Raw genomic sequence first — 23,325 nt, 5'->3', positions numbered from 1 at the left:
TTGCTACCCTTTCTCTCTGACGCGAGAATACGCATAGCCTATGAAGCCAATTTTTAGCCGTGGCCCATCGCTACAGTTTCGCCTCATTCTGGCGGTTCTGGTTGCGCTTGGGGTCATTATTGCCGATAGCCGCCTCGGTACGTTCAGCCAGATCCGAACGTACATGGATACCGCCGTCAGTCCTTTCTACTTTATATCAAATGGTCCCCGTGAACTGCTCGACTCCGTTTCTCAAACGCTGTCTTCACGAGACCAGCTCGAACTTGAAAACCGGGCATTACGCCAGGAACTGCTGCTGAAAAACAGCGAACTTCTGATGCTGGGGCAATACAAGCAGGAAAACGCGCGTCTGCGTGAGCTGCTCGGCTCGCCGCTGCGTCAGGATGAGCAGAAGATGGTTACCCAGGTGATCTCCACCGTGAACGACCCTTACAGCGATCAGGTTGTGATCGACAAAGGGAGCGTCAACGGGGTGTATGAAGGCCAGCCCGTCATCAGTGATAAAGGCGTAGTAGGCCAGGTTGTTGCCGTCGCCAAACTGACCAGCCGCGTGCTGCTGATTTGCGACGCCACGCATGCGCTGCCGATCCAGGTGCTGCGCAACGACATCCGCGTGATTGCGGCCGGGAACGGCTGTACGGACGATCTGCAGCTGGAACACCTGCCGGCCAACACGGATATCCGCGTGGGCGACGTGCTGGTGACCTCCGGTCTGGGTGGCCGCTTCCCTGAAGGCTATCCGGTTGCGGTGGTCTCTTCGGTGAAGCTGGATACGCAGCGTGCCTATACCGTGATTCAGGCGCGTCCAACCGCCGGTTTACAGCGTCTGCGCTACCTGCTGCTGCTGTGGGGCGCCGATCGTAACGGTACTAACCCGATGACGCCTGAAGAGGTCCATCGCGTGGCTAACGAACGTCTTATGCAGATGATGCCGCAGGTTCTGCCGCCAGCGGACTCTATGGGGCCGCCTGCGCCAGTCCCGGCACCGGCAACGGGGTTAACGCAGCCGCTGCCGGATGCGCCGCCACCGCCTAAACTCTCTTCGGGAGGGCAGTAGTGGCAAGCTATCGTAGCCAGGGACGCTGGGTCATCTGGCTCTCGTTCCTCATTGCACTGTTGCTGCAGATTATGCCCTGGCCGGATAACATTCTCGTTTTCCGGCCAAACTGGGTCTTGCTCATTTTGCTCTACTGGATCCTTGCCCTGCCGCATCGCGTAAATGTCGGCACGGGTTTTGTGATGGGTGCCATACTGGATCTCATTAGTGGCTCTACGCTGGGCGTACGCGCCTTGTCCATGAGCATTATTGCGTACCTCGTCGCACTGAAATTCCAGCTCTTCCGTAACCTCGCGCTCTGGCAACAGGCCCTGGTCGTGATGCTGTTGTCGCTTGCTGCGGATATCGTTGTTTTCTGGGCAGAGTTTTTAGTGATCAACGTCTCTTTCCGACCGGAAGTGTTCTGGAGTAGTGTAGTAAACGGTGTGCTCTGGCCGTGGCTATTCCTGCTGATGCGTAAGGTTCGCCAGCAGTTTGCTGTGCAATAAAAGGTTTCTATGACGTCTTTGTATCTCGCTTCCGGCTCCCCGCGCCGTCAGGAACTCCTGACGCAGCTTGGGGTCTCTTTTGAACGCATCGTGACCGGCATTGAAGAAAAACGTGCTGAGGGCGAAAGTGCTCAACAGTACGTGTCACGTCTGGCGCGCGAGAAAGCGCAGGCGGGCGTGGCCTGCGTGCCGCGCGATCTGCCCGTGCTGGGAGCTGATACCATCGTTATCCTTAACGGTGAAGTGCTGGAGAAACCGCATGACGCCGAACACGCGGCGCGCATGCTGCGCAAAATGTCCGGGCAAACGCATCAGGTGATGACGGCCGTCGCGCTGGCGGACCGCCAGCACGTGCTGGATTGCCTGGTGGTGACGGATGTCACGTTCAGAGTACTTACCGACGACGAGATCGCCGCTTATATTGCCAGCGGTGAACCGATGGATAAAGCAGGTGCATACGGTATTCAGGGGCTGGGTGGCTGTTTTGTCAGGAAGATTCATGGCAGCTATCACGCCGTAGTCGGCTTACCGCTGGTGGAAACGTATGAGTTGCTGAGCAATTTTAACTCACTGCGTGAGGGAAGGGATAATTATGACGGCTGAATTGTTGGTAAACGTAACGCCATCGGAAACCCGTGTGGCCTATATTGACGGTGGCATTCTTCAGGAAATTCATATTGAGCGTGAAGCGCGGCGCGGAATAGTAGGCAATATCTACAAAGGTCGTGTCAGTCGTGTACTGCCGGGTATGCAGGCGGCTTTTGTAGATATTGGACTGGATAAGGCGGCATTTTTACATGCCTCCGACATCATGCCGCACACCGAGTGCGTCGCGGGCGAAGAGCAAAAGCAGTTTGCCGTGCGCGACATTTCTGAACTGGTGCGTCAGGGGCAGGACTTAATGGTGCAGGTGGTGAAAGATCCTCTTGGTACCAAAGGCGCCCGTCTGACCACCGATATCACCTTACCTTCCCGCTATCTGGTCTTTATGCCCGGCGCGTCGCACGTGGGCGTTTCGCAGCGTATTGAGAGCGAAAGCGAGCGCGAGCGCCTGAAGAAAGTCGTCAGCGCCTACTGCGATGAACAGGGCGGATTTATCATCCGCACCGCCGCGGAAGGGATCAGCGAGGAAGACCTGGCGTCAGATGCGGCTTACCTGAAGCGCGTCTGGACAAAAGTGATGGAGCGTAAAAAACGCAACCAGACCCGCTATCAGCTCTATGGTGAGCTGGCGCTGGCGCAGCGCGTGCTGCGTGACTTTGCCGACGCGCAGCTCGACCGCATTCGCGTGGATTCCCGCCTGACGTATGAAGCGCTGCTGGAGTTTACCGCTGAATATATCCCGGAGATGCCAGGCCTGCTGGAGCACTACACCGGGCGTCAGCCGATCTTCGATCTCTATGATGTCGAAAACGAGATCCAGCGTGCCCTGGAGCGTAAGGTTGAACTGAAGTCCGGCGGCTATCTGATCATCGATCAGACCGAAGCGATGACCACCGTCGATATCAACACCGGCGCGTTCGTCGGCCATCGCAACCTAGATGACACCATCTTCAACACCAACATCGAGGCCACGCAGGCCATTGCGCGCCAGCTTCGTCTGCGCAATCTGGGCGGCATTATCATCATCGATTTCATCGATATGAGTAATGAAGACCATCGCCGCCGCGTGCTGCACTCGCTTGAGCAGGCCCTGAGTAAAGATCGCGTGAAAACCAGCATCAACGGCTTCTCACAGCTGGGGCTGGTGGAAATGACGCGTAAGCGTACCCGCGAGAGCGTGGAGCATGTGCTGTGTAATGAATGCCCGACCTGCCATGGACGCGGAACGGTAAAGACGGTTGAGACCGTCTGCTACGAGATCATGCGTGAAATTGTGCGTGTGCATCATGCCTACGACTCCGATCGTTTTCTGGTCTATGCTTCCCCTGCGGTGGCTGAAGCGCTGAAAGGCGAAGAGTCACACGCGCTGGCGGAAGTGGAAATCTTTGTCGGCAAACAGGTAAAAGTACAAATTGAACCGCTCTATAACCAGGAGCAGTTTGACGTCGTGATGATGTAAGCGCAGTACGCTGCGTGACCAAAGCTGACAAGGAGAGATGCGTGAGGCGATTGCCGGGGATTTTATTGCTTACAGGGGCAACGCTGGTCGTGATTGTCGCGTTGCTCGTGAGCGGGCTACGCCTCGTTTTACCGCATCTGGACAGCTGGCGTCCGCAGCTGCTGGCAAAAATCGAATCCACCACCGGCGTGCCGGTGAACGTCAGCCAGGTAAGCGCCAGCTGGCAGAATTTTGGCCCGACGCTCGATGTGCGGGATATCAACGCCAGCCTGAAAGATGGCGGCCACCTCAAAATCAAACGCGTGACCCTGGCGCTGGACGTCTGGCAAAGCCTGCTGCATCTGCGCTGGCAGTTTCGCGATCTCACCTTTTATCAGCTTCAGTTTCTGACCAATACGCCCATCTCCGGCGGCGACAGCAGCCAGGGGCTTGAGGCCAACCGTTTCAGCGATCTTTTCCTGCGCCAGTTCGATCATTTCGATCTGCGCGACAGCGAAGTGAGCTTTATTACCCTTTCCGGCCAGCGTGCGGAACTGGCGATCCCCCAGCTGACCTGGCTCAACGGCAGGAACCGGCACCGCGCTGAGGGGCAGGTGAGTCTCTCCAGCCTGAACGGTCAGCACGGCGTGATGCAGGTGCGCATGGATCTGCGTGACGATGACGGTCTGCTAAATAACGGCAAAGTCTGGCTGCAGGCCGACGATGTGGACGTCAAACCGTGGCTGGGCGACTGGCTCCAGCAGAATATGCAGCTGGAAACGGCCCGATTCAGCCTTGAAGGCTGGTTGACCCTGACGAAAGGCGAATTTGCCAGCGGCGATATCTGGCTCAAGCAGGGGGGCGCGAGCTGGAAAGGCGAAAAACAACAGCATCAGCTTTCCGTCGATAACCTCACCGCCCACGTGACGCAGGAGAAAGAAGGCTGGCAGTTTGCCATTCCCGATACGCGGATCGCGATGGACGGCAAGCCGTGGCCGCGCGGTGCGCTGACGCTGGCCTGGATGCCGGAGCAGGACGTTGGCGGCACGGCCAGTAAACGCAGCGACGAGCTGCGCATCCGCGCCAGCAACCTGGATTTGGCCGCCATTGAAGGGCTGCGCTCAATGGCGGCAAAGCTCTCTCCAGACCTGGGCGAGATCTGGCTGGCTACGCAGCCGAGCGGAAAGATCGATTCTCTGGCGCTGGATATCCCGCTTCAGGCGACGGAAAAAACCCGTTTCCAGGCAACATGGAAAGATCTTGCCTGGAAGCAGTGGAAGCTGCTGCCGGGTGCGGAGCACTTTAGCGGCAAGCTGGAAGGCAGCGTGGAGAACGGCAGGCTGACGGTTGATATGCACGACGCCAGAATGCCGTACGAGACGGTCTTCCGCGCGCCGCTGGAAATCGAACAGGGCAACGCAGTGCTTAACTGGCTCCGTAACGATAAGGGCTTCCAGCTCGATGGTCGCCATATCGACGTCAAAGCCAAAGCGGTGCACGCGCGGGGTGACTTCCGCTATCTGCAACCGCAGGGGGACGAGCCGTGGCTGGGTATTCTGGCCGGAATCAGTACCGATGATGGCTCGCAGGCCTGGCGCTATTTCCCGGAAAACCTGATGGGTAAAGCGCTGGTCGACTATCTGAGCGGCGCAATTCAGGGCGGTCAGGCGGAAAACGCCACGCTGGTCTACGGCGGTAACCCCCATCTGTTCCCGTACAAACATAATGAAGGTCAGTTCCAGGTTCTGGTGCCGCTGCATGACGCCACCTTCGCGTTCCAGCCGGGCTGGCCCGCGCTGAAAAACCTGGATATCGAACTTAACTTCCTCAATGACGGCCTGTGGATGAAGTCCGACAGCGTGGCGCTGGGCGGCGTAACGGCCAGCAACCTGACGGCCAACATTCCGGACTACTCAAAAGAGAAGCTGCTGATTGATGCCGACATCAACGGTCCCGGCAAGGCGGTGGGACCGTACTTTGAGGAGACCCCCCTGAAAGAGTCGCTGGCGGCGACGCTTCAGCAGCTGCAGCTTGATGGCGATGTGAATGCTCGCTTACATCTTGATATCCCGCTGGACGGTGAGATGACCACTGCGAAAGGCGACGTCCGTCTGAAGAACAACAGTCTGTACATTAAACCCCTTGAGAGCACCCTGAAAAATCTCAGCGGGCAGTTCAGCTTTGAGAACGGTAACCTGAAGAGCGAGCCGCTGACCGCCAGCTGGTTTAATCAGCCCGTGAATATCGACTTCACGACCACAGAGGGTGAAAAGGCGTATCAGGTGGCCGTCAATCTGGACGGTAACTGGCAGCCAGCGCGAATGGATGTCCTGCCGAAGCCGATTGAGGCGTCGGTGGAGGGGGCGGTCGCCTGGCAGGGTAAAGTAGCAATCGACCTGCCTTATCACGCGGGTGCCCAGTACAAGGTCGACATCACGGGGGATCTGAAGAATCTTCGAAGCCAGCTGCCTGCGCCGCTGGATAAACAGGCCGGACAGCCGCTGCCGGTGAAGCTGAACGTCGAGGGCAACCTGAACAGCTTCGCGCTGACCGGAAACGCGGGCGGGACGAACCACTTCAACAGCCGCTGGCTGCTTAACCGCAAGCTCACCCTCGACAGGGCCATCTGGACGACGGATAGCCGCTCCACGCCGCCGCTGCCAGAGCAGACGGGCGTTGAGCTGAATCTGCCGCCGATGGACGGTGCAGAGTGGCTGGCGTTGTTCCAGAAAGGCGTTGGGCAAAATGTTGATGAAACCGCCCAGTTCCCGCAAACCATTACCGTACGCACGCCGTCGCTGATGCTGGGCGGGCAGCAGTGGAACAACCTGAGTATTGTCTCGCAGCCTGCTGCTAACGGAACGAAAGTGGAGGCCCAGGGCCGGGAGATCAACGGCACGCTGACCATGCGCAATCACGCGCCGTGGCAGGCGGCGATCCGCTATCTCTACTACAACCCGGCCGCCGCGAGTAAAGATAAACCGGCGGATACCTCGCCGCTGAGTCAAACCTCCCGCGTCGATTTTAGCGGCTGGCCCGATCTCCAGCTGCGCTGCGCGGAGTGCTGGCTGTGGGGACAGAAATATGGCCGTATCGACGGTGATTTTGCCATTCAGGGAAATACGCTTACGCTCACCGGTGGATTGATCGACACTGGCTTTGGCCGCATGACGGCAGGCGGGGAATGGGTGAATAACCCGGGCGAGCAGCGAACGTCCCTCAAGGGAGACATTAAAGGCAACAAACTGGATGCGGCAGCCAATTTCTTTGGCATCAGCACGCCGCTGCGCGGTTCGTCATTTGACGTCGATTACGATCTTCACTGGCGCGACGCCCCGTGGAAGCCGGATGAGGCCTCGCTGAACGGCATTCTGAAAACCCGCTTCGGCAAAGGTGAAATCGCCGACGTGAGCACGGGGCGCGCCGGGCAGATCCTGCGCCTGCTGAGTTTTGATGCGCTGCTGCGCAAGCTGCGCTTCGATTTCAGCGATACCTTCAGCGAAGGGTTCTACTACGATTCCATCCGCAGTACGGCGTGGATCAAGGACGGCGTTCTGCATACGGACGATACGCTGGTGGATGGCCTGGAAGCGGATATCGCCATGAAAGGCTCGGTCAACCTCGTGCGCCGCGAGCTGGATATGGAAGCCGTGGTGGCGCCGGAAATTTCCGCGAGCGTGGGCGTTGCGGCGGCCTTCGTGGTGAACCCGATTGTCGGTGCGGCGGTGTTTGCCGCCAGTAAAGTGCTAGGGCCGCTGTGGAGCAAGGTCTCCATTCTGCGCTACCGCATTACCGGTCCGGTCGATAAACCGCAGATCAACGAGGTGCTGCGCCAGCCGCGCAAAGATGCACAGCAATGATTTGACGTGGGCAGGTAATTGCCTCACTCTCAATAAATACGATCTTTATACCGCCACGGGCGGCAACGAACGAGTAGCAATACGATGAGTCTGAACCTGGTAAGTGAACATTTGCTCGCAGCGAACGGCCTGAACCATCAGGACCTGTTCTCCATTCTTGGTCAACTGACCGAACGCCGTCTCGACTACGGCGACCTTTATTTCCAGTCGAGCTATCACGAATCCTGGGTTTTAGAAGACAGCATCATTAAAGATGGCTCTTACAACATCGACCAGGGCGTTGGCGTCCGCGCCGTCAGCGGGGAGAAAACCGGTTTTGCGTATGCCGATCAGATTAGCCTCGCCGCACTTGAGCAGAGCGCGCAGGCCGCGCGCACCATTGTGCGTGATACCGGCGATGGTCGCGTGAAAACCCTGGGAGAAGTGCAGCACTCTGCGCTCTATACCAGCATCGATCCGCTGCAGAGCATGAGCCGTGAAGAGAAGCTGGATATCCTGCGCCGCGTGGACAAAGTGGCGCGCGCGGCAGATAAACGCGTGCAGGAAGTTTCAGCCAGCCTGAGCGGTGTGTATGAACTGATTCTGGTGGCGGCAACGGACGGTACCCTGGCGGCAGATGTCCGTCCGCTGGTGCGTCTCTCTATCAGCGTGCAGGTCGATGAGGACGGCAAACGCGAGCGCGGCTCAAGCGGCGGCGGCGGTCGTTTTGGCTATGACTGGTTCCTGGGCGACGTTGACGGTGAAGCGCGCGCTGACGCGTGGGCAAAAGAAGCCGTGCGCATGGCGCTGGTGAATCTGAATGCCGTCGCGGCGCCGGCGGGTTCATTCCCGGTGGTGCTGGGTGCCGGCTGGCCGGGCGTGCTGCTGCATGAGGCGGTGGGCCATGGTCTGGAAGGCGACTTTAACCGTCGCGGAACGTCGGTATTCAGCGGTCAGATTGGTCAACTTGTCTCCTCTGAACTGTGCACCGTGGTGGATGATGGCACCATGCGCGATCGTCGCGGCTCGGTCGCTATCGACGATGAAGGTACGCCCGGCCAGTACAACGTGCTGATCGAAAACGGCGTGCTGAAAGGCTACATGCAGGACAAACTCAACGCGCGCCTGATGGGCGTTGCGCCAACGGGTAACGGCCGTCGTGAGTCCTACGCGCACCTGCCGATGCCGCGCATGACCAATACCTACATGCTGCCGGGCAAATCCACGCCGCAGGAGATTATCGAATCCGTTGATTACGGTATCTTTGCGCCTAACTTTGGCGGCGGCCAGGTGGATATCACCTCCGGTAAGTTTGTCTTCTCTACCTCAGAAGCGTATCTGATCGAAAAGGGCAAAGTGACCAAAGCGGTGAAAGGTGCAACGCTGATCGGCTCCGGTATTGAAGCCATGCAGCAGATCTCCATGGTCGGTAACGATCTGAAGCTGGATAACGGCGTGGGCGTCTGCGGTAAAGAGGGCCAGAGCCTGCCGGTGGGCGTGGGCCAGCCAACGCTGAAAGTAGACAACCTGACGGTGGGCGGCACAGCCTGACCTGAGCAAACATAAAAAAAGGCGCTACAGATGTAGCGCCTTTTTTTTAACGTAAGTTACCCAGCGGTATCTCCGGATCCGGCTCGTGAGTGATGCGGTTACGCAAGTCACGACGAATAATTTCGATCGACCAGAACCAGACCAGATGGCCCACGATCTCTGACACGTGTTCATACCACGGCAGCTCAAATAGCGGTGGCGTCAACCCCATCAGCGGGAAGGAGATCATATGCACAAAGAGCTGAGCTAACGCACCTGCCAGCAAACCCTGCCAGAGTTTAATTTTCGGGAAGACTTCAGCAACGACACAATAGCCAACAGCGAAGACGATGGAGAAAATAATATGCGTTACGCCTACCCAGTTAAATATATGTCCGGCAAATGTATAAACTGCTGCGTTAGGATCGACAACGCCAAGCCAGTCGCGTAAAAATACATAGGGAGGGTTTAAAAAATTGCGGGAGCAGTCAATCTGACCTGCGGCTCTTATTAATTGCTCAGGTCCGCATGCGCCGGTGAATAAGTCGGCGGGACTGCGTGGCGGAAGCGGCACTTCGGCTCCCCATTTGACAAAAGCGGAGACGATCCCTGCAATTAAACCGATGAACGCGGCGAGTCCATAGCGCCTGCGTGAAGGCGGTGTTTGTTCAAATAGATTCATTTCTTTTCCTTGTTTAACGTCATCCTGCGAAATACATTTTATTATTCATATCAGCAACAAATTAATAACAGCCTGACGAGCAGACTGCATATAAAGTAATGGGCTGATGGCGGTAGTGTCAATTAGCTATTCCTGATAGTGGCGAAGGAATATTCCTGAATGAATACGGGATTCATCCTGGGAATATTCATCGGTCCTATGCGTTCTGGAATAAATGCATTATTCCTTTCGTCTTCCCCGCATCCCCTGAAACAGCTCCGCCACGTCCACAAAATACTCGGTCAGATAGTTAATACACACCTGGACTTTCAGCGGGAGCTTGTCTTTTTCGGTATACAGGGCGTACACCGGACGCGGATCGGATTGGTAGCGCGGGAAGAGGATCTCCAGCACGCCGCTGTTAATTTCGTTGATCACCCACATCAGCGGTACGTAGGCGATCCCGGCGCCAGCCACCAGCCAGCGCGAAATGGTCATGGGGTCGTTAGTGACAAACCGCCCCTCCGGCAGCAGTTTGGTGGAGATCCCTTCCGGGGCAATCAGCTCAAATTCATTGTCGGGCCGCACGCTGTACTCCAGCCACGAGTGGTTGGTGAGATCGGCAGGTTTCTCCGGCACACCGTACTGGGCCAGATAGCTCTTCGAAGCGCAGACGACCATCGGCATGCTGCCCAGCCGACGCGAGAACAGGCTGGAATCCTGCAGCGCGCCGACGCGGATCACCACGTCCAGGCCGTCGGCAATCAGATCCGGCGCCGGGATACCCGTCACCAGATTGACGGTAAGCCCGGGGTACTCTTTCAGCATATCCGCCGTCATGGCAGCGAGAACATTTTGTGCCATAGTTGAAGAACACCCGATGCGCAGCGTGCCGATGGGGGTGTTGTTGAAGGCGTAGAGCTGTTCGTGAACATCCCGCACTTCCAGAAGCATGCGACGACAGCCCTGATAGTAAATTTTACCCGCTTCCGTCAGGCCAATGCTGCGGGTACTGCGGTTGAGCAGCTTGACCTGAAGCTCATCTTCCAGTTTGGACACCGTCTGGCTGATAGAGGAGACGCTCATCTGAAGCTGGCGTGCAGCGGCGGTAAAGGAGCCCAGTTCAACCACTTTGGCGAAGACTGACATGCGTTTTAAACGTTCCATTGTTCACTCTGGCTTAAAAGTGATTTAGATCACATATTATAGATAACAGCATAACAGTTACGTTAATATATTATTAATTACATAACGGCTGCGCCATTCTCGCCCGGCGTTTCTTGCTCTCCTGCGGTGGCGTGCGCTAAAAAATTCTGAAGCCTGCACTCTCTCTTATCAAGGTCAACATGAGTCTGTTTCCCGTTATCGTGGTGTTCGGTCTGTCGTTCCCACCGATATTTTTCGAGCTTCTTTTATCACTGGCGATCTTCTGGCTGGTGCGCAAGGTGCTGGTCCCTACCGGGATCTACGATTTCGTCTGGCACCCTGCATTGTTCAATACCGCGCTGTATTGCTGCCTGTTTTACCTGATATCGCGCATGTTTGTCTGAGGTTGATGTGAAAACGCTAACAAGAAAAATCTCCCGCACTGCCATCACCATGGCGCTGGTTATCCTCGCCTTCATTGCCATTTTCCGCGCCTGGGTCTATTACACCGAATCACCGTGGACGCGTGATGCACGCTTCAGCGCCGATGTGGTGGCCATCGCCCCTGACGTGGCCGGTCTTATCACGGCGGTTAACGTTCACGATAACCAGCTGGTGAAAAAAGATCAGGTTCTGTTCACCATCGACCAGCCTCGTTACCAGAAAGCGCTGGAAGAGGCGGAAGCGGACGTGGCCTATTACCAGGCGCTGGCTGCGGAGAAACGCCGTGAGGCAGGCCGCCGTAATCAGCTTGGCGTTCAGGCAATGTCCCGTGAAGAGATTGACCAGTCCAACAACGTGCTGCAAACCGTGCTGCACCAGCTGGCGAAAGCAGAAGCAACGCGCGATCTGGCGAAGCTCGATCTGGAGCGTACCGTGATCCGCGCGCCGTCTGATGGCTGGGTGACCAACCTTAACGTCTATACCGGGGAATTCATTACCCGTGGCTCAACCGCCGTGGCGCTGGTGAAACAGAACTCTTTCTATGTACTCGCCTATATGGAAGAGACCAAGCTGGAGGGCGTACGTCCCGGCTATCGGGCAGAAATCACGCCGCTGGGCAGCAACCGCGTCTTTAAAGGTACCGTCGACAGCGTCGCCGCAGGGGTCACCAACTCCAGCAGTTCGCGTGATGCAAAAGGGATGGCAACGGTGGATTCCAACCTCGAGTGGGTGCGTCTGGCCCAGCGCGTGCCGGTCCGTATCCACCTGGATGAACAGCAGGGCAATCTGTGGCCTGCGGGTACCACGGCGACGGTGGTGATTACCGGTGAGAAAGATCGGGATGCCAGCCAGGACTCGTTCTTCCGTAAAATCGCCCACCGTCTGCGCGAGTTTGGTTAATCGCTATGGGCATCTTTTCCATCGCCAGCCAGCACATTCGCTTCGCCGTGAAGCTGGCGTGTGCCATTGTGCTGGCGCTGTTTGTTGGCTTCCACTTCCAGCTTGAAACCCCGCGCTGGGCAGTGCTGACGGCCGCGATTGTCGCGGCGGGTCCCGCCTTTGCCGCGGGTGGGGAACCCTATTCAGGCGCGATCCGCTATCGCGGAATGCTGCGTATCATCGGGACGTTCATCGGCTGTATCGCGGCGCTCACCATTATTATCCTGATGATCCGCACGCCGCTGCTGATGCTGATGGTGTGCTGTATCTGGGCGGGCTTCTGCACCTGGATCTCGTCTTTGGTGAAAGTGGAGAACTCCTATGCCTGGGGTCTGGCGGGCTATACCGCGCTGATTATTATCATCACCATCCAGTCCGAGCCGCTGCTGGCTCCGCAGTTTGCGGTGGAGCGATGCAGTGAGATTGTCATTGGTATCGTGAGTGCAATTGTCGCGGACCTGCTGTTCTCCCCGCGCTCCATCAAGCAGGAAGTCGACCGTGAGCTTGATGCGCTGATTGTCGCCCAGTACCAGCTGATGCAGCTCTGCATTAAACACGGCGACAGCGAAGAGGTGGATAAAGCCTGGAGCGGGCTGGTTCGCCGCACGCAGGCGCTGGAAGGGATGCGCAGCAATCTCAATATGGAGTCGTCACGCTGGGCTCGCGCTAACCGTCGTCTGAAAGCCCTTAATACGGTCTCGTTAACGCTGATTACCCAGGCATGTGAAACCTACCTGATTCAGAACACGCGCCCGGAAGTGGTCACCGATACGTTCCGCGAACTGTTCGCTGAGCCAGTGGAAACGGTGCAGGACGTGCACAAGCAGCTTAAGCGTATGCGCAGGGTTATTGCCTGGACAGGGGAACGTGACACGCCGGTAACGATCTACACCTGGGTCGGCGCCGCGACGCGCTACCTGCTGCTGAAACGCGGCGTGATCGGGAATACCAAAATCAGCGCGGCGGAAGAAGAGGTACTGCAGGGCGAAGTGGTGATCAAGCCGGAATCCGCCGAGCGCCATCACGCGATGGTCAACTTCTGGCGTACGACGCTTGCCTGTATGCTCGGCACGCTGTTCTGGCTGTGGACGGGCTGGACGTCCGGCAGCGGCGCGATGGTGATGATTGCCGTCGTGACCGCACTGGCGATGCGTCTGCCTAACCCGCGTATGGTCGCCATCGATTTCCTGTACGGCACCCTTGCCGCCCTGCCGATCGGCGCGCTCTATTTTCTGGTCATCATCCCGTCGACGCAGCAGAGCATGCTGCTGCTCTGTATTAGCCTGGCAGTGATGGCGTTCTTTATCGGCATTGAGGTGCAAAAGCGCCGCCTCGGATCGCTGGGGGCGTTGGCGAGTACGATTAATATCATCGTGCTGGATAACCCGATGACCTTCCATTTCAGCCAGTTCCTCGACAGCGCGTTAGGTCAGCTGGTGGGCTGTTTCCTGGCGATGATGGTGATTCTGCTGGTCCGCGATAATTCGCAGGCAAGAACGGGCCGCGTGCTGTTGAACCAGTTTGTGTCGGCCGCCGTCTCGTCGATGACAACCAACACCGCGCGCCGTAAAGAGAACCACCTCCCCGCGCTCTACCAGCAGCTGTTTTTACTGCTGAACAAGTTCCCGGGCGACATTGCGAAGTTCCGCCTGGCGCTGACCATGATCATTGCACACCAGCGTCTGCGCAATGCGCCGGTGCCGATCAACGACGATCTGTCGGCCTGGCACCGCCAGCTGCGTCGTACCGCGGACCACGTGCTTTCCGCCAGCAGTGATGACAAACGACGTCGCTACTTTACGCAGCTGCTTGCAGAGCTTGATATCTACCAGGAGAAGCTTAAAACCTGGGAAGCGCCGCCTCAGGTGACCGAGCCGGTAGGACGGCTGGTGTTGATGCTGCATCGCTACCAGAATGCCCTCACGGATAGCTGACTGAAGTAAAAAAACCGACGCCAAAAGCGTCGGTTTTTTTGTGGCTATACTTATTCCAGCACGTTCTTACATTTCAGGAAGGGAGGACACATGACGACCCAGGCGCTTCAGGATCACATCCTTTTTCAGACCGGTTATCTGGTCAACGGGATCTGGAAAACGCTGGACACGACCTTCGATGTGCTTAACCCCGCTACCGGGGAAGTCATCGCGAAAGTCGCGAAAGCGGGTAAAGCACAAACCGAAGAGGCTATCGCAGCGGCCACCAAAGCCTTCCCGGCCTGGCGTGCCAAAACCGCGAAAGAGCGCTCGGCGATTCTTTATCGCTGGTACGAACTGATTATTGAGAATAAAAGCTGGCTCGGGCAGCTAATGACCACCGAGCAGGGCAAGCCGCTGAAAGAAGCGGAAGGTGAGGTGGAGTACGCTGCCAGCTTTATCCAGTGGTTTGCCGAAGAGGCCAAGCGCGCCAACGGTGAAATTATTCCGCCGATCAAACCCGGCTCGCGCATTCTGGCGACCCGCGAACCCATAGGCGTGGTGGCGGCGATAACGCCGTGGAACTTCCCAATGGCCATGCTCACCCGCAAATTAGGCCCGGCGCTGGCTGCGGGGTGCACCGGAGTGATCAAACCGGCCAATAACACGCCGCTCAGTGCCTTTGCGCTGCTCACCCTAGCAAAACAGGCCGGCGTACCCGACGGCGTGCTCAACGCCGTGGCCGGGAATACCCATGAAATCAGCGATGCGATTATGGCAAGCCGAGACGTGCGTAAAATCTCCTTTACCGGCTCGACCTCCGTCGGCAAAACGCTGGTGCGTAATGCTGCCGAAACCATGAAAAAAGTCTCGATGGAGCTGGGGGGAAATGCCCCGTATATCGTTTTTGAGGATGCAGACATCGACGCGGCGGTGAAGGGGGCGATTGCCAACAAGTTCCGCAATGCCGGGCAGGTCTGCGTCAGCGTGAACCGTTTTTATATTCAGGAAACCGTCTACGACAAGTTTGTGAATAAACTTGCCGATGCCGTGAAGGCGCTCAAGGTGGGGAATGGCCTTGACGAGGGCGTTGTTGTCGGGCCGCTGATTGAATCTGCTGCGGTCGACAAGGTGCGTGAGCATGTCGACGATGCCGTCTCACGGGGAGCAACCGTACTGGCAGGGGGTAAGCCCCATACGCTTGGCGGGAATTTCTGGATGCCAACCGTGCTGGGCGACTGCCATGAAGGCATGAAGCTGGCAGAGGAAGAGACGTTTGGCCCGGTTGCGGCGTGTTTCCGTTTCACCTCGGAAGATGAAGTGATCCAGCGTGCTAACAACACACCCTACGGTCTGGCGGCTTACTTCTATACCCAGAATCTCTCACGTGTTTTCCGCGTTTCGCAGGCGATCGAGAGCGGGATGATTGGTATTAACGAGTGTGCCGTCTCCACGGAGCTGGGGCCCTTTGGCGGCGTAAAAGAGTCAGGCCTGGGTCGTGAGGGCTCCGTGCTGGGCCTGGAAGAGTATCTGGAAGTGAAAACCCTTCACATTGGGGGATTATAATAGACAGGGCGGCATCTGCCGCTCGCCTGGACTGGGTGGCTGGCAATGAAAACCTATACCTTTGATTTTGACGAGATCGACAGTCAGGAAGACTTCTACCGTGAGTTTATCCGGGTGTTTGATCTTGAACGGGAAAGCGTGACGAATCTGGATACGCTGTGGGACGTGGTGACTGGTAGTCTGCTGCCGCTACCGCTGGAAATTGAGTTCATCCATTTGCCCGATAAGCTGCGCAGACGCTTTGGCGCACTGATATTACTGTTCGATGAAGCGGAAGAAGAGCTGGAAGGGCAGCTGCGTTTTAACGCGCGGCACTGAATGAAAAAAGCCCCTGACCATCAGGCCAGGGGCAAGTCGTATGATGAGATACGACGAGGGTTTATTTATACAGTTCTGCAGTTGCATGCCAGTGGTCACCCTGATTCAGTTCGGTGACGCGATAGCTGCTGGCACCTGCTTTTTCAGCTTTGGCAGCCAGTTCGTGACGGATATCCATCGGAGAGCCGGTAACAGACGTCACGGAGATGCTGCCTATAGGCTGCAGATTTTGTGCCTGGTCGGCATTCACCTGCTGTACGGCTGCGCTTGCGCCGAAAGAGAGAACAGATGCCAGACCGAGGGTTGCGATGATCAATTTGGTTTTCATAGTCTTTACTCCTGAATAGGGTTTTTGCTCAACGGCGAGAAGGGTTGAACCGCTATTTTTATGCCTGGTGCCGTTGAGTGGAGATTTACGTGTTCAGTTATTACTAAAACTTATTTGTACAGCTCAGCGGTGGCGTGCCAGTGTGCACCAGAGCGCGCTTCGATGATGCGATAGGATGACGCACCCTTTTCTTCCGCTTTTTTGTTCAGCATCTCATGCATGTCCATTGGCGATGTGCCGACCGCGCCGACAGAAACCGTACCGATGGCCTGGCGGGATTGCGCCTGGTCAGCATTGATAGCGTCAGCCGCGAAGGCACCGAATGACAGGACAGACAGGACGCTCAGCGCCGCTACAGTTGATTTGATTTTCATGATTCTTACCTCGTCGAATTTTTTAGTGGGGTCTTGTTTCGTGACCCTCATCACAAAATCAAGTATACACTAATAACGGAAAAAATTAATACCAGACTAATGGTTTCTATTGTTATTACGTGTTAACCAGTCTTTTTTTTATAACCAAATTGCATAATATTGGATGTTTTTTGCACATTTTAGTTGGCTATATCTAATGAAATCATATGGATATCAGCTTTTGATTTTTTGTGCGATTTTTTGATTTAGCATTCACCAGGTGAATGTTAATGGGTGGTAAAAAGCACTATTTGTCAAAGGCAGAGGCAGTGAAAAAGAGGGGGAAACGGTGTGGAAGCAGAACGTTCCCCGCAGCGGCGCCACGGGGAAAGGGGATTAGAGTTCCTGTTCGAACAGAACCAGAATCGCTTCGTGGAGATCTTTAACGGAGAAACCGCTGGCTGGCGTGGTAAAGATGGTGTCATCACCGGCGATAGTCCCGAGGATACCTTCCGTTTTACCCAATGAGTCCAGCATGCGGGCAATCAGCTGTGCGGCACCTGGGCTTGTGTGGATCACCACAACGGCATCGTTGTAGTCGATATCCAGAACCAGATTCTTGAGCGGGCTGGAGGTGGTCGGCACGCCAAGTTCAGCCGGCAGGCAATAGACCATCTCCATCTTGGCGTTACGGGTACGTACCGCGCCAAATTTCGTTAACATGCGGGAGACCTTCGACTGATTGATGTTGTCGAAGCCCTGTTCCTGCAGCGCCTGAACAATTTCTCCCTGAGAACTGAATTTCTCTTCTTTAAGTAGCGCTTTAAACGCCTTTACTAATTCTTCTTGCTTAGACGAGCTTCGCATAAGTCACCCGGAATATGACGATAGAAACAACATTATTATGCATGTGGATGAATTTTTATGCAAATTATCTACTCAGCGCCAGGCTGAAATAATGTTATGAAAGGGAGTGATATTATCAGAATTCGTTATCAGAAAACATGCCTGGGTCACGCCGCGCAAATAAGCTTAAAAGTAAATTAAATGTTATCAAAATGATGTTGTTTTGGTGGCGGGGCAGGGTGTATTGTAACCACCTCTTAATTCGTTGCCGTCTGTCGTCAGATAGCCTTCTGAAGAGAGATAAAGTCGCGCGACCTCAAATTCTTTAGCTACGAAAATTGTAATTAAACACTTGCTGAATTATGGTCGCCGCAACGGATTTACAGATACTTAAGTTAACCATAATAAGGAGTTTAGGATGAAAGTCGCAGTCCTCGGCGCTGCTGGTGGTATCGGCCAGGCGCTTGCCCTACTACTGAAAACCCAACTGCCTTCAGGCTCAGAACTCTCCCTGTACGATATTGCTCCGGTAACCCCAGGCGTGGCGGTTGACCTGAGCCACATCCCTACCGCTGTAAAAATCAAAGGCTTCTCCGGTGAAGATGCGCGTCCTGCTCTGCAGGGTGCCGACGTGGTGCTGATTTCTGCAGGCGTGGCGCGTAAGCCAGGCATGGATCGTTCAGACCTGTTCAACGTCAACGCGGGCATCGTGAAAAACCTGGTGCAGCAGATTGCTGAAGTGTGCCCGAAAGCGTGCATCGGTATCATCACTAACCCGGTGAACACCACCGTTGCTATCGCGGCAGAAGTGCTGAAGAAAGCAGGTGTTTACGACAAAAACAAACTGTTCGGCGTAACCACGCTGGATATTATTCGCTCCAACACCTTTGTTGCAGAGCTGAAGGGCAAACAGCCAACAGAAGTGGAAGTGCCGGTCATCGGCGGTCACTCTGGCGTTACCATCCTGCCTCTGCTGTCGCAGATCCCAGGCGTGAGCTTCACCGAGCAGGAAGTGGCTGACCTGACTAAACGCATCCAGAACGCGGGCACCGAAGTGGTGGAAGCGAAGGCGGGTGGCGGTTCTGCAACCCTGTCTATGGGCCAGGCGGCTGCACGTTTCGGTCTGTCACTGGTTCGCGCCCTGCAGGGCGAGAAAGGCGTTGTTGAATGCGCTTACGTTGAAGGCGATGGCGAACATGCTCGCTTCTTCTCTCAGCCGCTGCTGCTGGGCAAAAATGGTATCGAAGAGCGTAAATCCATTGGTACGCTGAGCGCGTTTGAACAACACGCGATGGAAGGCATGCTGGATACGCTGAAGAAAGATATCACCCTGGGCGAAGAGTTCGTTAACAAGTAATACGAACCGTCTCCCGGCAAAAAAACGGAGCTTATCGCTCCGTTTTTTTATGCCTGTCAGTTCGTTGCCGGATATTCCTGAATGGTGACCTGCAGCGTCAGTTTCTTATCGTTGCGCATGACTTCAACAGGGATGATAGAGCCCGGGCGAATTTCTGCCACCTGGTCCATCGTCTCCAGCGCAGAAACCGCCGGCGTGCCGTTAACCGACACAATGACGTCATTGACCTGAATCCCCGCGTTGGCCGCCGGACCCCCTGGCGCCACCTCGTTCACCACGATGCCCTGGATCTGATCGATCCCGCCACCCTGGGTATGCATCGGCGCAATTTCACGGCCACCGATACCGATATAGCCGCGGATCACGCGTCCGTCGCGGATCAGCTTATCCATAATTTTGGTCGCCAGCTGGAACGGAATGGCAAAGCCGATCCCTTCCGGCGTCTCGCCGTCGTTACTCTTATCGAACGAGAGGGTGTTGATGCCCATCAGTTCGCCCAGCGAGTTGACCAGCGCACCGCCGGAGTTACCGTGGTTGATGGAGGCATCGGTTTGCAGGAAGTTCTGCCGCCCGGATGGGTTGAGGCCAATACGCCCGGTCGCGCTGATAATCCCCTGGGTGATGGTCTGGCCCAGGTTGTAAGGGTTACCAATCGCCAGGACGACGTCACCAATATGCGGGGTACGTTTACGGTTGATCGGGATGACCGGCAAACCGCCCGTTGCGTTAATCTTCAGGACGGCAAGGTCAGTCAGGCTGTCAGAGCCAACGAGTAATGCCTCAAACACGCGGCCATCCTGTAGGGCGACGATGATCTGGTCGGCATCGTTTATCACGTGCTTGTTGGTAATAATGTAGCCGCGCTCGTCCATGATTACCCCGGAGCCGAGAGTGCGGATCTCCAGCTGGTTATGGGCTGAGGTATTCAGGCCACGGTTATAGACGTTAACTACGGCAGGTGCGGCACGGCGAACGGCCTGGTTATAGGTGGCCGGCGTTTCATCCGTGCTATCGAACTGAGGGGCCGACAGTTTATTGAACTGACGTAAAGACGGCAGCGCCAGCAGCAGCAGGCCAGCGACAATCAAACCGATGACAATAGAACGTAAGAGCTTTAAAAGCATGATGCGCGTGTCGTTAAAAAAGGAACGATTTGCAGCATAACATGAGTTATCCGGACATCACACGCAGCGGTGATGTCCGGGTCGCAAATGCTTAGCGCAACAGAATATAGATAGACTCATTGCCGCGCATGACCTGCAGGGCAATAACCGCCGGTTTACTCTCCATCACCTTGCGCAGTTCGGCAATGGACTGCACGCGATTGCGGTTTACCCCAATGATCACATCTTCCTGATGCAATCCGGCCTGTGCGGCAGGGCTGCTCTTCTCAACGGTGTCGATGCGAATGCCTTTCGTACCGTCTTTCAGCTGTCCATCGCTCAGCGTCGCACCCTGCAGCGCCGGGGCGATCAGCTCCGCACTGGCAGAGGAGGAGGTGCTCTTATCCAGCGTCACTTCAACGTCCAGCGGCTTACCGTCACGGATCAGACCCAGCTTCACTTTGGCGCCGGGTTCGGTGGTCGCTATCCGCGAGCGCAGCTCGGCAAAGCTGCTCAGCGGCTTGTCGTTGAGGCTGACGATCACATCGCCCGATTTGATACCTGCTTTTGCCGAGCCGGAGTTAGGCAGCACTTCACTGACAAACGCCCCGCGCTGTACGTTGATGTTGAACGCTTTGGCGATATCGGCGCTCATCTCCATACCTTTAATACCCAGCAGCCCGCGTTTGATTTCGCCGAACTGAATGAGCTGCTGCGCCAGGGTTTTGGCCATATTGCTGGGAATCGCAAAACCGATCCCGATGCTGCCGCCACCCGGGGCCAGAATGGCTGTGTTGATCCCAATCAGCTCACCGTTAAGGTTAAGTAACGCCCCGCCGGAGTTCCCGCGGTTGATTGAGGCATCGGTCTGGATAAAGTTTTCCAGCCCTTCCAGATTGAGGCCGCTGCGTCCCAGCGCGGAGACGATCCCGGAAGTGGCGGTTTGCCCTAAGCCAAAGGGGTTACCCACGGCGACGGCAAAATCACCGACGCGCAGTTTGTCGGAGTCTGCGATGGCAATCTGGGTCAGGTTACTCGGGTTTTGTACCTGCAACAGCGCAATGTCGCTCTGGTCATCACCGCCAATCAGTTTGGCATCAAATTCGCGGCCATCGTTTAGCTGGACGCTGATTTTATCGGCCTGGCTGATGACGTGATTGTTAGTCAGAATGTAGCCTTTTGCCGCATCAATAATGACGCCGGAACCCAGGCCTTCAAAAGGCTGGGCCTGCTGGTCGGGAGACTCATCGCCAAAATATTTTTTCAGTTCTTCAGGGACGCGTTGGCTTTGTACCGCCGTGCCCTCAACCTGAACGCTGACCACCGCAGGCAACACTTTTTCCAGCATGGGGGCAAGGCTTGGAATGGCCGCCTGGCCAGGCACCTGGGAGGGAAGGGCGGCAAATACAGGGACGGACGCCGAGAGAGATAACCCGACACTTAACGCGATAGCGCTCAACAGCTGGTTTTTTTTCTTCATCGATGTTGACTCTCGTAACCTGGAATAAAGGAAAAACGGCCCCAAAAACACGTTGATGTTATTGAATTTTAAACCGCTGAACAATGAGGTGTTTAACTAAATGATAGCTGGGGTCAGGAAGAAAGGACGGGCGCAATCGCTGCGCCCGTAAAATAAATTCAGGTTGTGCGATTAATCGCGTTTTACACCGCCGCGCAGCAGGCCGGACGCGCCGTCTGAATAGTCGCGAGGCATCTGAACAGGCGCCTGGTCGTTACCGGCTTCAGAGTCTGCCAGACGGTTGCGGAACGGATTGGTTTCCGCCGTCATTTCTGGCAGCAGGCTGCTGGAGCTTTTTGCCATATGCTGATACAGCTGACGATAGTCGGTCGCCATGTTGTCCAGCAGCTCGGCGCTACGGGCAAAATGGCTGACCAGCTCTTCACGATACTCTTCCAGCTCGGCTTTGTTCTTTTCCAGTTCGTACTGCAGTGACTGCTGCTGACGCAATTTGCGATTACCGAAACGCATGGCCACAGCACCGATGACGATGCCGACGACTAAACCGATTAGCGCATATTCCCAGGTCATGAACTTCTCCCGTTGTCTTGTTGTTCCGTAGGGTGTTGGCTCGGCTCCTGCCTGTGCCTGATAATGCCACTATAACCGCTATTTCCGTAGAAGTGGAATCCTGACGTATCATCGCGTAGTGTAGAACGGCCTTTTTTTCATCAGTCACGTCTGCTGGTGAGCGTTAATTGAAGGAATAACAATAAGATTATGCAAAACCTGTCCCCTGCATCGCGATATCAACTGGCCCTAAACGAGGGCACTCATCAGCCGGATGACGTACAGCGTGAGGCGGTAAGTCGTCTGGAGATGATTTATCAGGAACTCACGGCCAAACCCGCTGAAACCGAACAGAATGGTGGGCTAAAGGCGGCATTTGGACGGTTGCTCGGAAAAAAAGCGCCACAGGCCCACGCGCCGGTGCGCGGTCTTTATATGTGGGGCGGGGTCGGTCGCGGAAAAACCTGGCTGATGGACATGTTCTACCAGAGCCTGCCGGGGGCGCGTAAACAGCGTCTGCACTTCCACCGCTTTATGCTGCGTGTGCATGAAGAGCTGACTGCGCTGCAGGGTAAAAGCGATCCGCTGGAGATTGTGGCCGACAGGTTCAAGGCGGAAACGGACGTGCTCTGCTTCGATGAATTTTTTGTGTCTGACATCACCGATGCCATGCTGTTAGGCGGCCTGATGAAAGCGCTTTTTGCCCGCGGGATCACGCTGGTGGCCACGTCGAATATTCCGCCGGATGAGCTTTACCGCAACGGCCTGCAGCGGGCACGCTTCCTGCCTGCCATCGACGCCATTAAGCAGCATTGTGACATTATGAACGTTGATGCCGGTGTCGATTATCGCCTGCGCACCTTAACCCAGGCGCACCTGTGGCTCTCGCCGTTAAATGCAGAGACCACCCGCGAGATGGATAAACTCTGGCTGGCGCTGGCGGGGGCAAAACGCGAACACGCCCCGGAACTCGAGATTAACCATCGCCCGCTGCCAACGCTCGGCGTTGAAAACCAAACGCTGGCGGTCTCCTTTACGACGCTGTGCGTTGATGCCCGCAGCCAGCACGACTACATTGCGCTTTCACGTCTGTTCCACACCGTGATGGTGCTGGATGTGCCGGTGATGACGCGGCTGATGGAGAGCGAGGCGCGGCGCTTCATCGCGATGGTGGACGAGTTTTACGAGCGCCACGTTAAGCTGGTGATTAGCGCCGAGGTTCCTTTATATGAGATCTACCAGGGGGAGCGGCTAAAGTTTGAGTTCCAGCGCTGCCTGTCTCGCCTGCAGGAGATGCAGAGCGAGGAATACCTGAAGCTGGAGCATATGCCATAAATGCCACCCTCTCCCTGTGAAGGGGGACTTGT

Annotated in this window: 21 protein-coding genes; 13 read left to right on the top strand and 8 right to left on the bottom strand. The window is 56.0% G+C overall.

Features of this window, described 5'->3' with window-relative positions; genetic code table 11:
* Positions 1 to 40: 40 nt before the first annotated feature.
* From mreC to tldD, 6 genes are all read left to right on the top strand, one after another.
* Complete coding sequence (mreC, locus tag BFV67_RS19820; protein WP_008502850.1) at positions 41 to 1,057, top strand: rod shape-determining protein MreC; 1,017 nt, start codon at positions 41 to 43, stop codon at positions 1,055 to 1,057.
* The gene (gene mreD, locus BFV67_RS19815) at positions 1,057 to 1,545 is read left to right on the top strand and encodes a rod shape-determining protein MreD (RefSeq protein ID WP_008502849.1); all 489 of its coding nucleotides are present in this window, start codon (positions 1,057 to 1,059) and stop codon (positions 1,543 to 1,545) included. Before mreC ends, mreD begins: the two co-directional genes overlap by 1 nt.
* 9 nt (positions 1,546 to 1,554) lie before the next feature.
* Positions 1,555 to 2,148, top strand: a complete 594-nt coding sequence (locus BFV67_RS19810; protein WP_021242285.1) for a Maf family protein — start codon at positions 1,555 to 1,557, stop codon at positions 2,146 to 2,148.
* Positions 2,138 to 3,607 (top strand): ribonuclease G, encoded by a 1,470-nt coding sequence (gene rng, locus BFV67_RS19805; RefSeq protein WP_008502847.1) that lies wholly within the window; start codon positions 2,138 to 2,140, stop codon positions 3,605 to 3,607. Before BFV67_RS19810 ends, rng begins: the two co-directional genes overlap by 11 nt.
* Positions 3,608 to 3,648: 41 nt before the next feature.
* Positions 3,649 to 7,446, top strand: coding sequence for an AsmA2 domain-containing protein YhdP (gene yhdP / locus BFV67_RS19800; RefSeq protein ID WP_021242284.1), 3,798 nt, complete (start codon positions 3,649 to 3,651; stop codon positions 7,444 to 7,446).
* Between the two features lie 84 nt (positions 7,447 to 7,530).
* Complete coding sequence (gene tldD, locus BFV67_RS19795) at positions 7,531 to 8,976, top strand: metalloprotease TldD (RefSeq protein ID WP_021242283.1); 1,446 nt, start codon at positions 7,531 to 7,533, stop codon at positions 8,974 to 8,976.
* A gap of 46 nt (positions 8,977 to 9,022) precedes the next feature.
* Here the strand turns inward: tldD and BFV67_RS19790 are convergent, their stop codons facing one another.
* Both BFV67_RS19790 and aaeR read right to left on the bottom strand, forming a co-directional pair.
* Positions 9,023 to 9,637, bottom strand: coding sequence for a YagU family protein (locus tag BFV67_RS19790; RefSeq protein ID WP_008502844.1), 615 nt, complete (start codon positions 9,635 to 9,637; stop codon positions 9,023 to 9,025).
* Positions 9,638 to 9,856: 219 nt separating this feature from the next.
* Positions 9,857 to 10,783 (bottom strand): HTH-type transcriptional activator AaeR, encoded by a 927-nt coding sequence (gene aaeR, locus BFV67_RS19785; protein ID WP_008502843.1) that lies wholly within the window; start codon positions 10,781 to 10,783, stop codon positions 9,857 to 9,859.
* Between the two features lie 179 nt (positions 10,784 to 10,962).
* On the opposite strand from aaeR, the gene aaeX reads away from it, so the two are divergent.
* From aaeX to BFV67_RS19760, 5 genes are all read left to right on the top strand, one after another.
* Positions 10,963 to 11,166, top strand: a complete 204-nt coding sequence (gene aaeX, locus BFV67_RS19780; RefSeq protein ID WP_003860416.1) for a p-hydroxybenzoic acid efflux pump operon protein AaeX — start codon at positions 10,963 to 10,965, stop codon at positions 11,164 to 11,166.
* 7 nt (positions 11,167 to 11,173) lie between these two features.
* Positions 11,174 to 12,106, top strand: a complete 933-nt coding sequence (gene aaeA, locus BFV67_RS19775; protein WP_008502842.1) for a p-hydroxybenzoic acid efflux pump subunit AaeA — start codon at positions 11,174 to 11,176, stop codon at positions 12,104 to 12,106.
* Between the two features lie 5 nt (positions 12,107 to 12,111).
* Positions 12,112 to 14,079, top strand: a complete 1,968-nt coding sequence (aaeB, locus tag BFV67_RS19770; protein ID WP_008502841.1) for a p-hydroxybenzoic acid efflux pump subunit AaeB — start codon at positions 12,112 to 12,114, stop codon at positions 14,077 to 14,079.
* Between the two features lie 90 nt (positions 14,080 to 14,169).
* The gene (locus tag BFV67_RS19765; protein WP_069598828.1) at positions 14,170 to 15,624 is read left to right on the top strand and encodes an NAD-dependent succinate-semialdehyde dehydrogenase; all 1,455 of its coding nucleotides are present in this window, start codon (positions 14,170 to 14,172) and stop codon (positions 15,622 to 15,624) included.
* A gap of 45 nt (positions 15,625 to 15,669) precedes the next feature.
* Complete coding sequence (locus BFV67_RS19760; protein WP_008502839.1) at positions 15,670 to 15,942, top strand: barstar family protein; 273 nt, start codon at positions 15,670 to 15,672, stop codon at positions 15,940 to 15,942.
* Between the two features lie 61 nt (positions 15,943 to 16,003).
* Here the strand turns inward: BFV67_RS19760 and yhcN (BFV67_RS19755) are convergent, their stop codons facing one another.
* The 3 genes from yhcN (BFV67_RS19755) to argR all read right to left on the bottom strand — a co-directional run bounded on the left by yhcN (BFV67_RS19755) (position 16,004) and on the right by argR (position 17,490).
* Complete coding sequence (gene yhcN, locus BFV67_RS19755; protein WP_069598827.1) at positions 16,004 to 16,270, bottom strand: peroxide/acid stress response protein YhcN; 267 nt, start codon at positions 16,268 to 16,270, stop codon at positions 16,004 to 16,006.
* Between the two features lie 110 nt (positions 16,271 to 16,380).
* Positions 16,381 to 16,644: a peroxide/acid stress response protein YhcN gene (yhcN, locus tag BFV67_RS19750; protein ID WP_008502837.1), complete on the bottom strand. Its 264-nt coding sequence runs from the start codon at positions 16,642 to 16,644 to the stop codon at positions 16,381 to 16,383.
* A 375-nt stretch (positions 16,645 to 17,019) separates the two neighbouring features.
* Complete coding sequence (gene argR / locus BFV67_RS19745) at positions 17,020 to 17,490, bottom strand: transcriptional regulator ArgR (RefSeq protein ID WP_008502836.1); 471 nt, start codon at positions 17,488 to 17,490, stop codon at positions 17,020 to 17,022.
* 397 nt (positions 17,491 to 17,887) lie between these two features.
* On the opposite strand from argR, the gene mdh reads away from it, so the two are divergent.
* Entirely contained in the window at positions 17,888 to 18,826 is a 939-nt protein-coding gene (gene mdh, locus BFV67_RS19740) for a malate dehydrogenase (RefSeq protein ID WP_008502835.1), read from the top strand.
* Positions 18,827 to 18,882: 56 nt separating this feature from the next.
* On the opposite strand, the gene degS is transcribed toward mdh, so the two are convergent.
* From degS to zapG, 3 genes are all read right to left on the bottom strand, one after another.
* Positions 18,883 to 19,950 carry an outer membrane-stress sensor serine endopeptidase DegS gene (gene degS, locus BFV67_RS19735; protein WP_008502834.1) on the bottom strand — a complete coding sequence of 356 codons (1,068 nt, stop codon included), beginning with the start codon at positions 19,948 to 19,950 and terminating at the stop codon, positions 18,883 to 18,885.
* A 91-nt stretch (positions 19,951 to 20,041) separates the two neighbouring features.
* Positions 20,042 to 21,409: a serine endoprotease DegQ gene (degQ, locus tag BFV67_RS19730; protein WP_021242281.1), complete on the bottom strand. Its 1,368-nt coding sequence runs from the start codon at positions 21,407 to 21,409 to the stop codon at positions 20,042 to 20,044.
* Positions 21,410 to 21,580: 171 nt separating this feature from the next.
* The gene (gene zapG / locus BFV67_RS19725; RefSeq protein WP_008502832.1) at positions 21,581 to 21,979 is read right to left on the bottom strand and encodes a Z-ring associated protein ZapG; all 399 of its coding nucleotides are present in this window, start codon (positions 21,977 to 21,979) and stop codon (positions 21,581 to 21,583) included.
* A 189-nt stretch (positions 21,980 to 22,168) separates the two neighbouring features.
* Here zapG and zapE point away from each other — a divergent pair, with 189 nt between their 5' ends.
* Positions 22,169 to 23,293 carry a cell division protein ZapE gene (gene zapE / locus BFV67_RS19720; RefSeq protein ID WP_023344996.1) on the top strand — a complete coding sequence of 375 codons (1,125 nt, stop codon included), beginning with the start codon at positions 22,169 to 22,171 and terminating at the stop codon, positions 23,291 to 23,293.
* Positions 23,294 to 23,325: the final 32 nt, after the last annotated feature.

The organism is Enterobacter roggenkampii (assembly GCF_001729805.1).
Lineage (GTDB): Bacteria > Pseudomonadota > Gammaproteobacteria > Enterobacterales > Enterobacteriaceae > Enterobacter > Enterobacter roggenkampii.
This window is presented reverse-complemented; position numbering and strand designations above follow the sequence as displayed.

Coding starts and splice junctions, on each gene's coding strand:
- mreC (WP_008502850.1), top strand. CDS start 41: ATGAAGCCAATTTTTAGCCGTGGCCCATCGCTACAGTTTCGCCTCATT.
- BFV67_RS19810 (WP_021242285.1), top strand. CDS start 1,555: ATGACGTCTTTGTATCTCGCTTCCGGCTCCCCGCGCCGTCAGGAACTC.
- rng (WP_008502847.1), top strand. CDS start 2,138: ATGACGGCTGAATTGTTGGTAAACGTAACGCCATCGGAAACCCGTGTG.
- tldD (WP_021242283.1), top strand. CDS start 7,531: ATGAGTCTGAACCTGGTAAGTGAACATTTGCTCGCAGCGAACGGCCTG.
- BFV67_RS19790 (WP_008502844.1), bottom strand. CDS start 9,637: ATGAATCTATTTGAACAAACACCGCCTTCACGCAGGCGCTATGGACTC.
- aaeR (WP_008502843.1), bottom strand. CDS start 10,783: ATGGAACGTTTAAAACGCATGTCAGTCTTCGCCAAAGTGGTTGAACTG.
- aaeX (WP_003860416.1), top strand. CDS start 10,963: ATGAGTCTGTTTCCCGTTATCGTGGTGTTCGGTCTGTCGTTCCCACCG.
- aaeB (WP_008502841.1), top strand. CDS start 12,112: ATGGGCATCTTTTCCATCGCCAGCCAGCACATTCGCTTCGCCGTGAAG.
- BFV67_RS19765 (WP_069598828.1), top strand. CDS start 14,170: ATGACGACCCAGGCGCTTCAGGATCACATCCTTTTTCAGACCGGTTAT.
- BFV67_RS19760 (WP_008502839.1), top strand. CDS start 15,670: ATGAAAACCTATACCTTTGATTTTGACGAGATCGACAGTCAGGAAGAC.
- yhcN (WP_069598827.1), bottom strand. CDS start 16,270: ATGAAAACCAAATTGATCATCGCAACCCTCGGTCTGGCATCTGTTCTC.
- yhcN (WP_008502837.1), bottom strand. CDS start 16,644: ATGAAAATCAAATCAACTGTAGCGGCGCTGAGCGTCCTGTCTGTCCTG.
- argR (WP_008502836.1), bottom strand. CDS start 17,490: ATGCGAAGCTCGTCTAAGCAAGAAGAATTAGTAAAGGCGTTTAAAGCG.
- mdh (WP_008502835.1), top strand. CDS start 17,888: ATGAAAGTCGCAGTCCTCGGCGCTGCTGGTGGTATCGGCCAGGCGCTT.
- degS (WP_008502834.1), bottom strand. CDS start 19,950: ATGCTTTTAAAGCTCTTACGTTCTATTGTCATCGGTTTGATTGTCGCT.
- degQ (WP_021242281.1), bottom strand. CDS start 21,409: ATGAAGAAAAAAAACCAGCTGTTGAGCGCTATCGCGTTAAGTGTCGGG.
- zapG (WP_008502832.1), bottom strand. CDS start 21,979: ATGACCTGGGAATATGCGCTAATCGGTTTAGTCGTCGGCATCGTCATC.
- zapE (WP_023344996.1), top strand. CDS start 22,169: ATGCAAAACCTGTCCCCTGCATCGCGATATCAACTGGCCCTAAACGAG.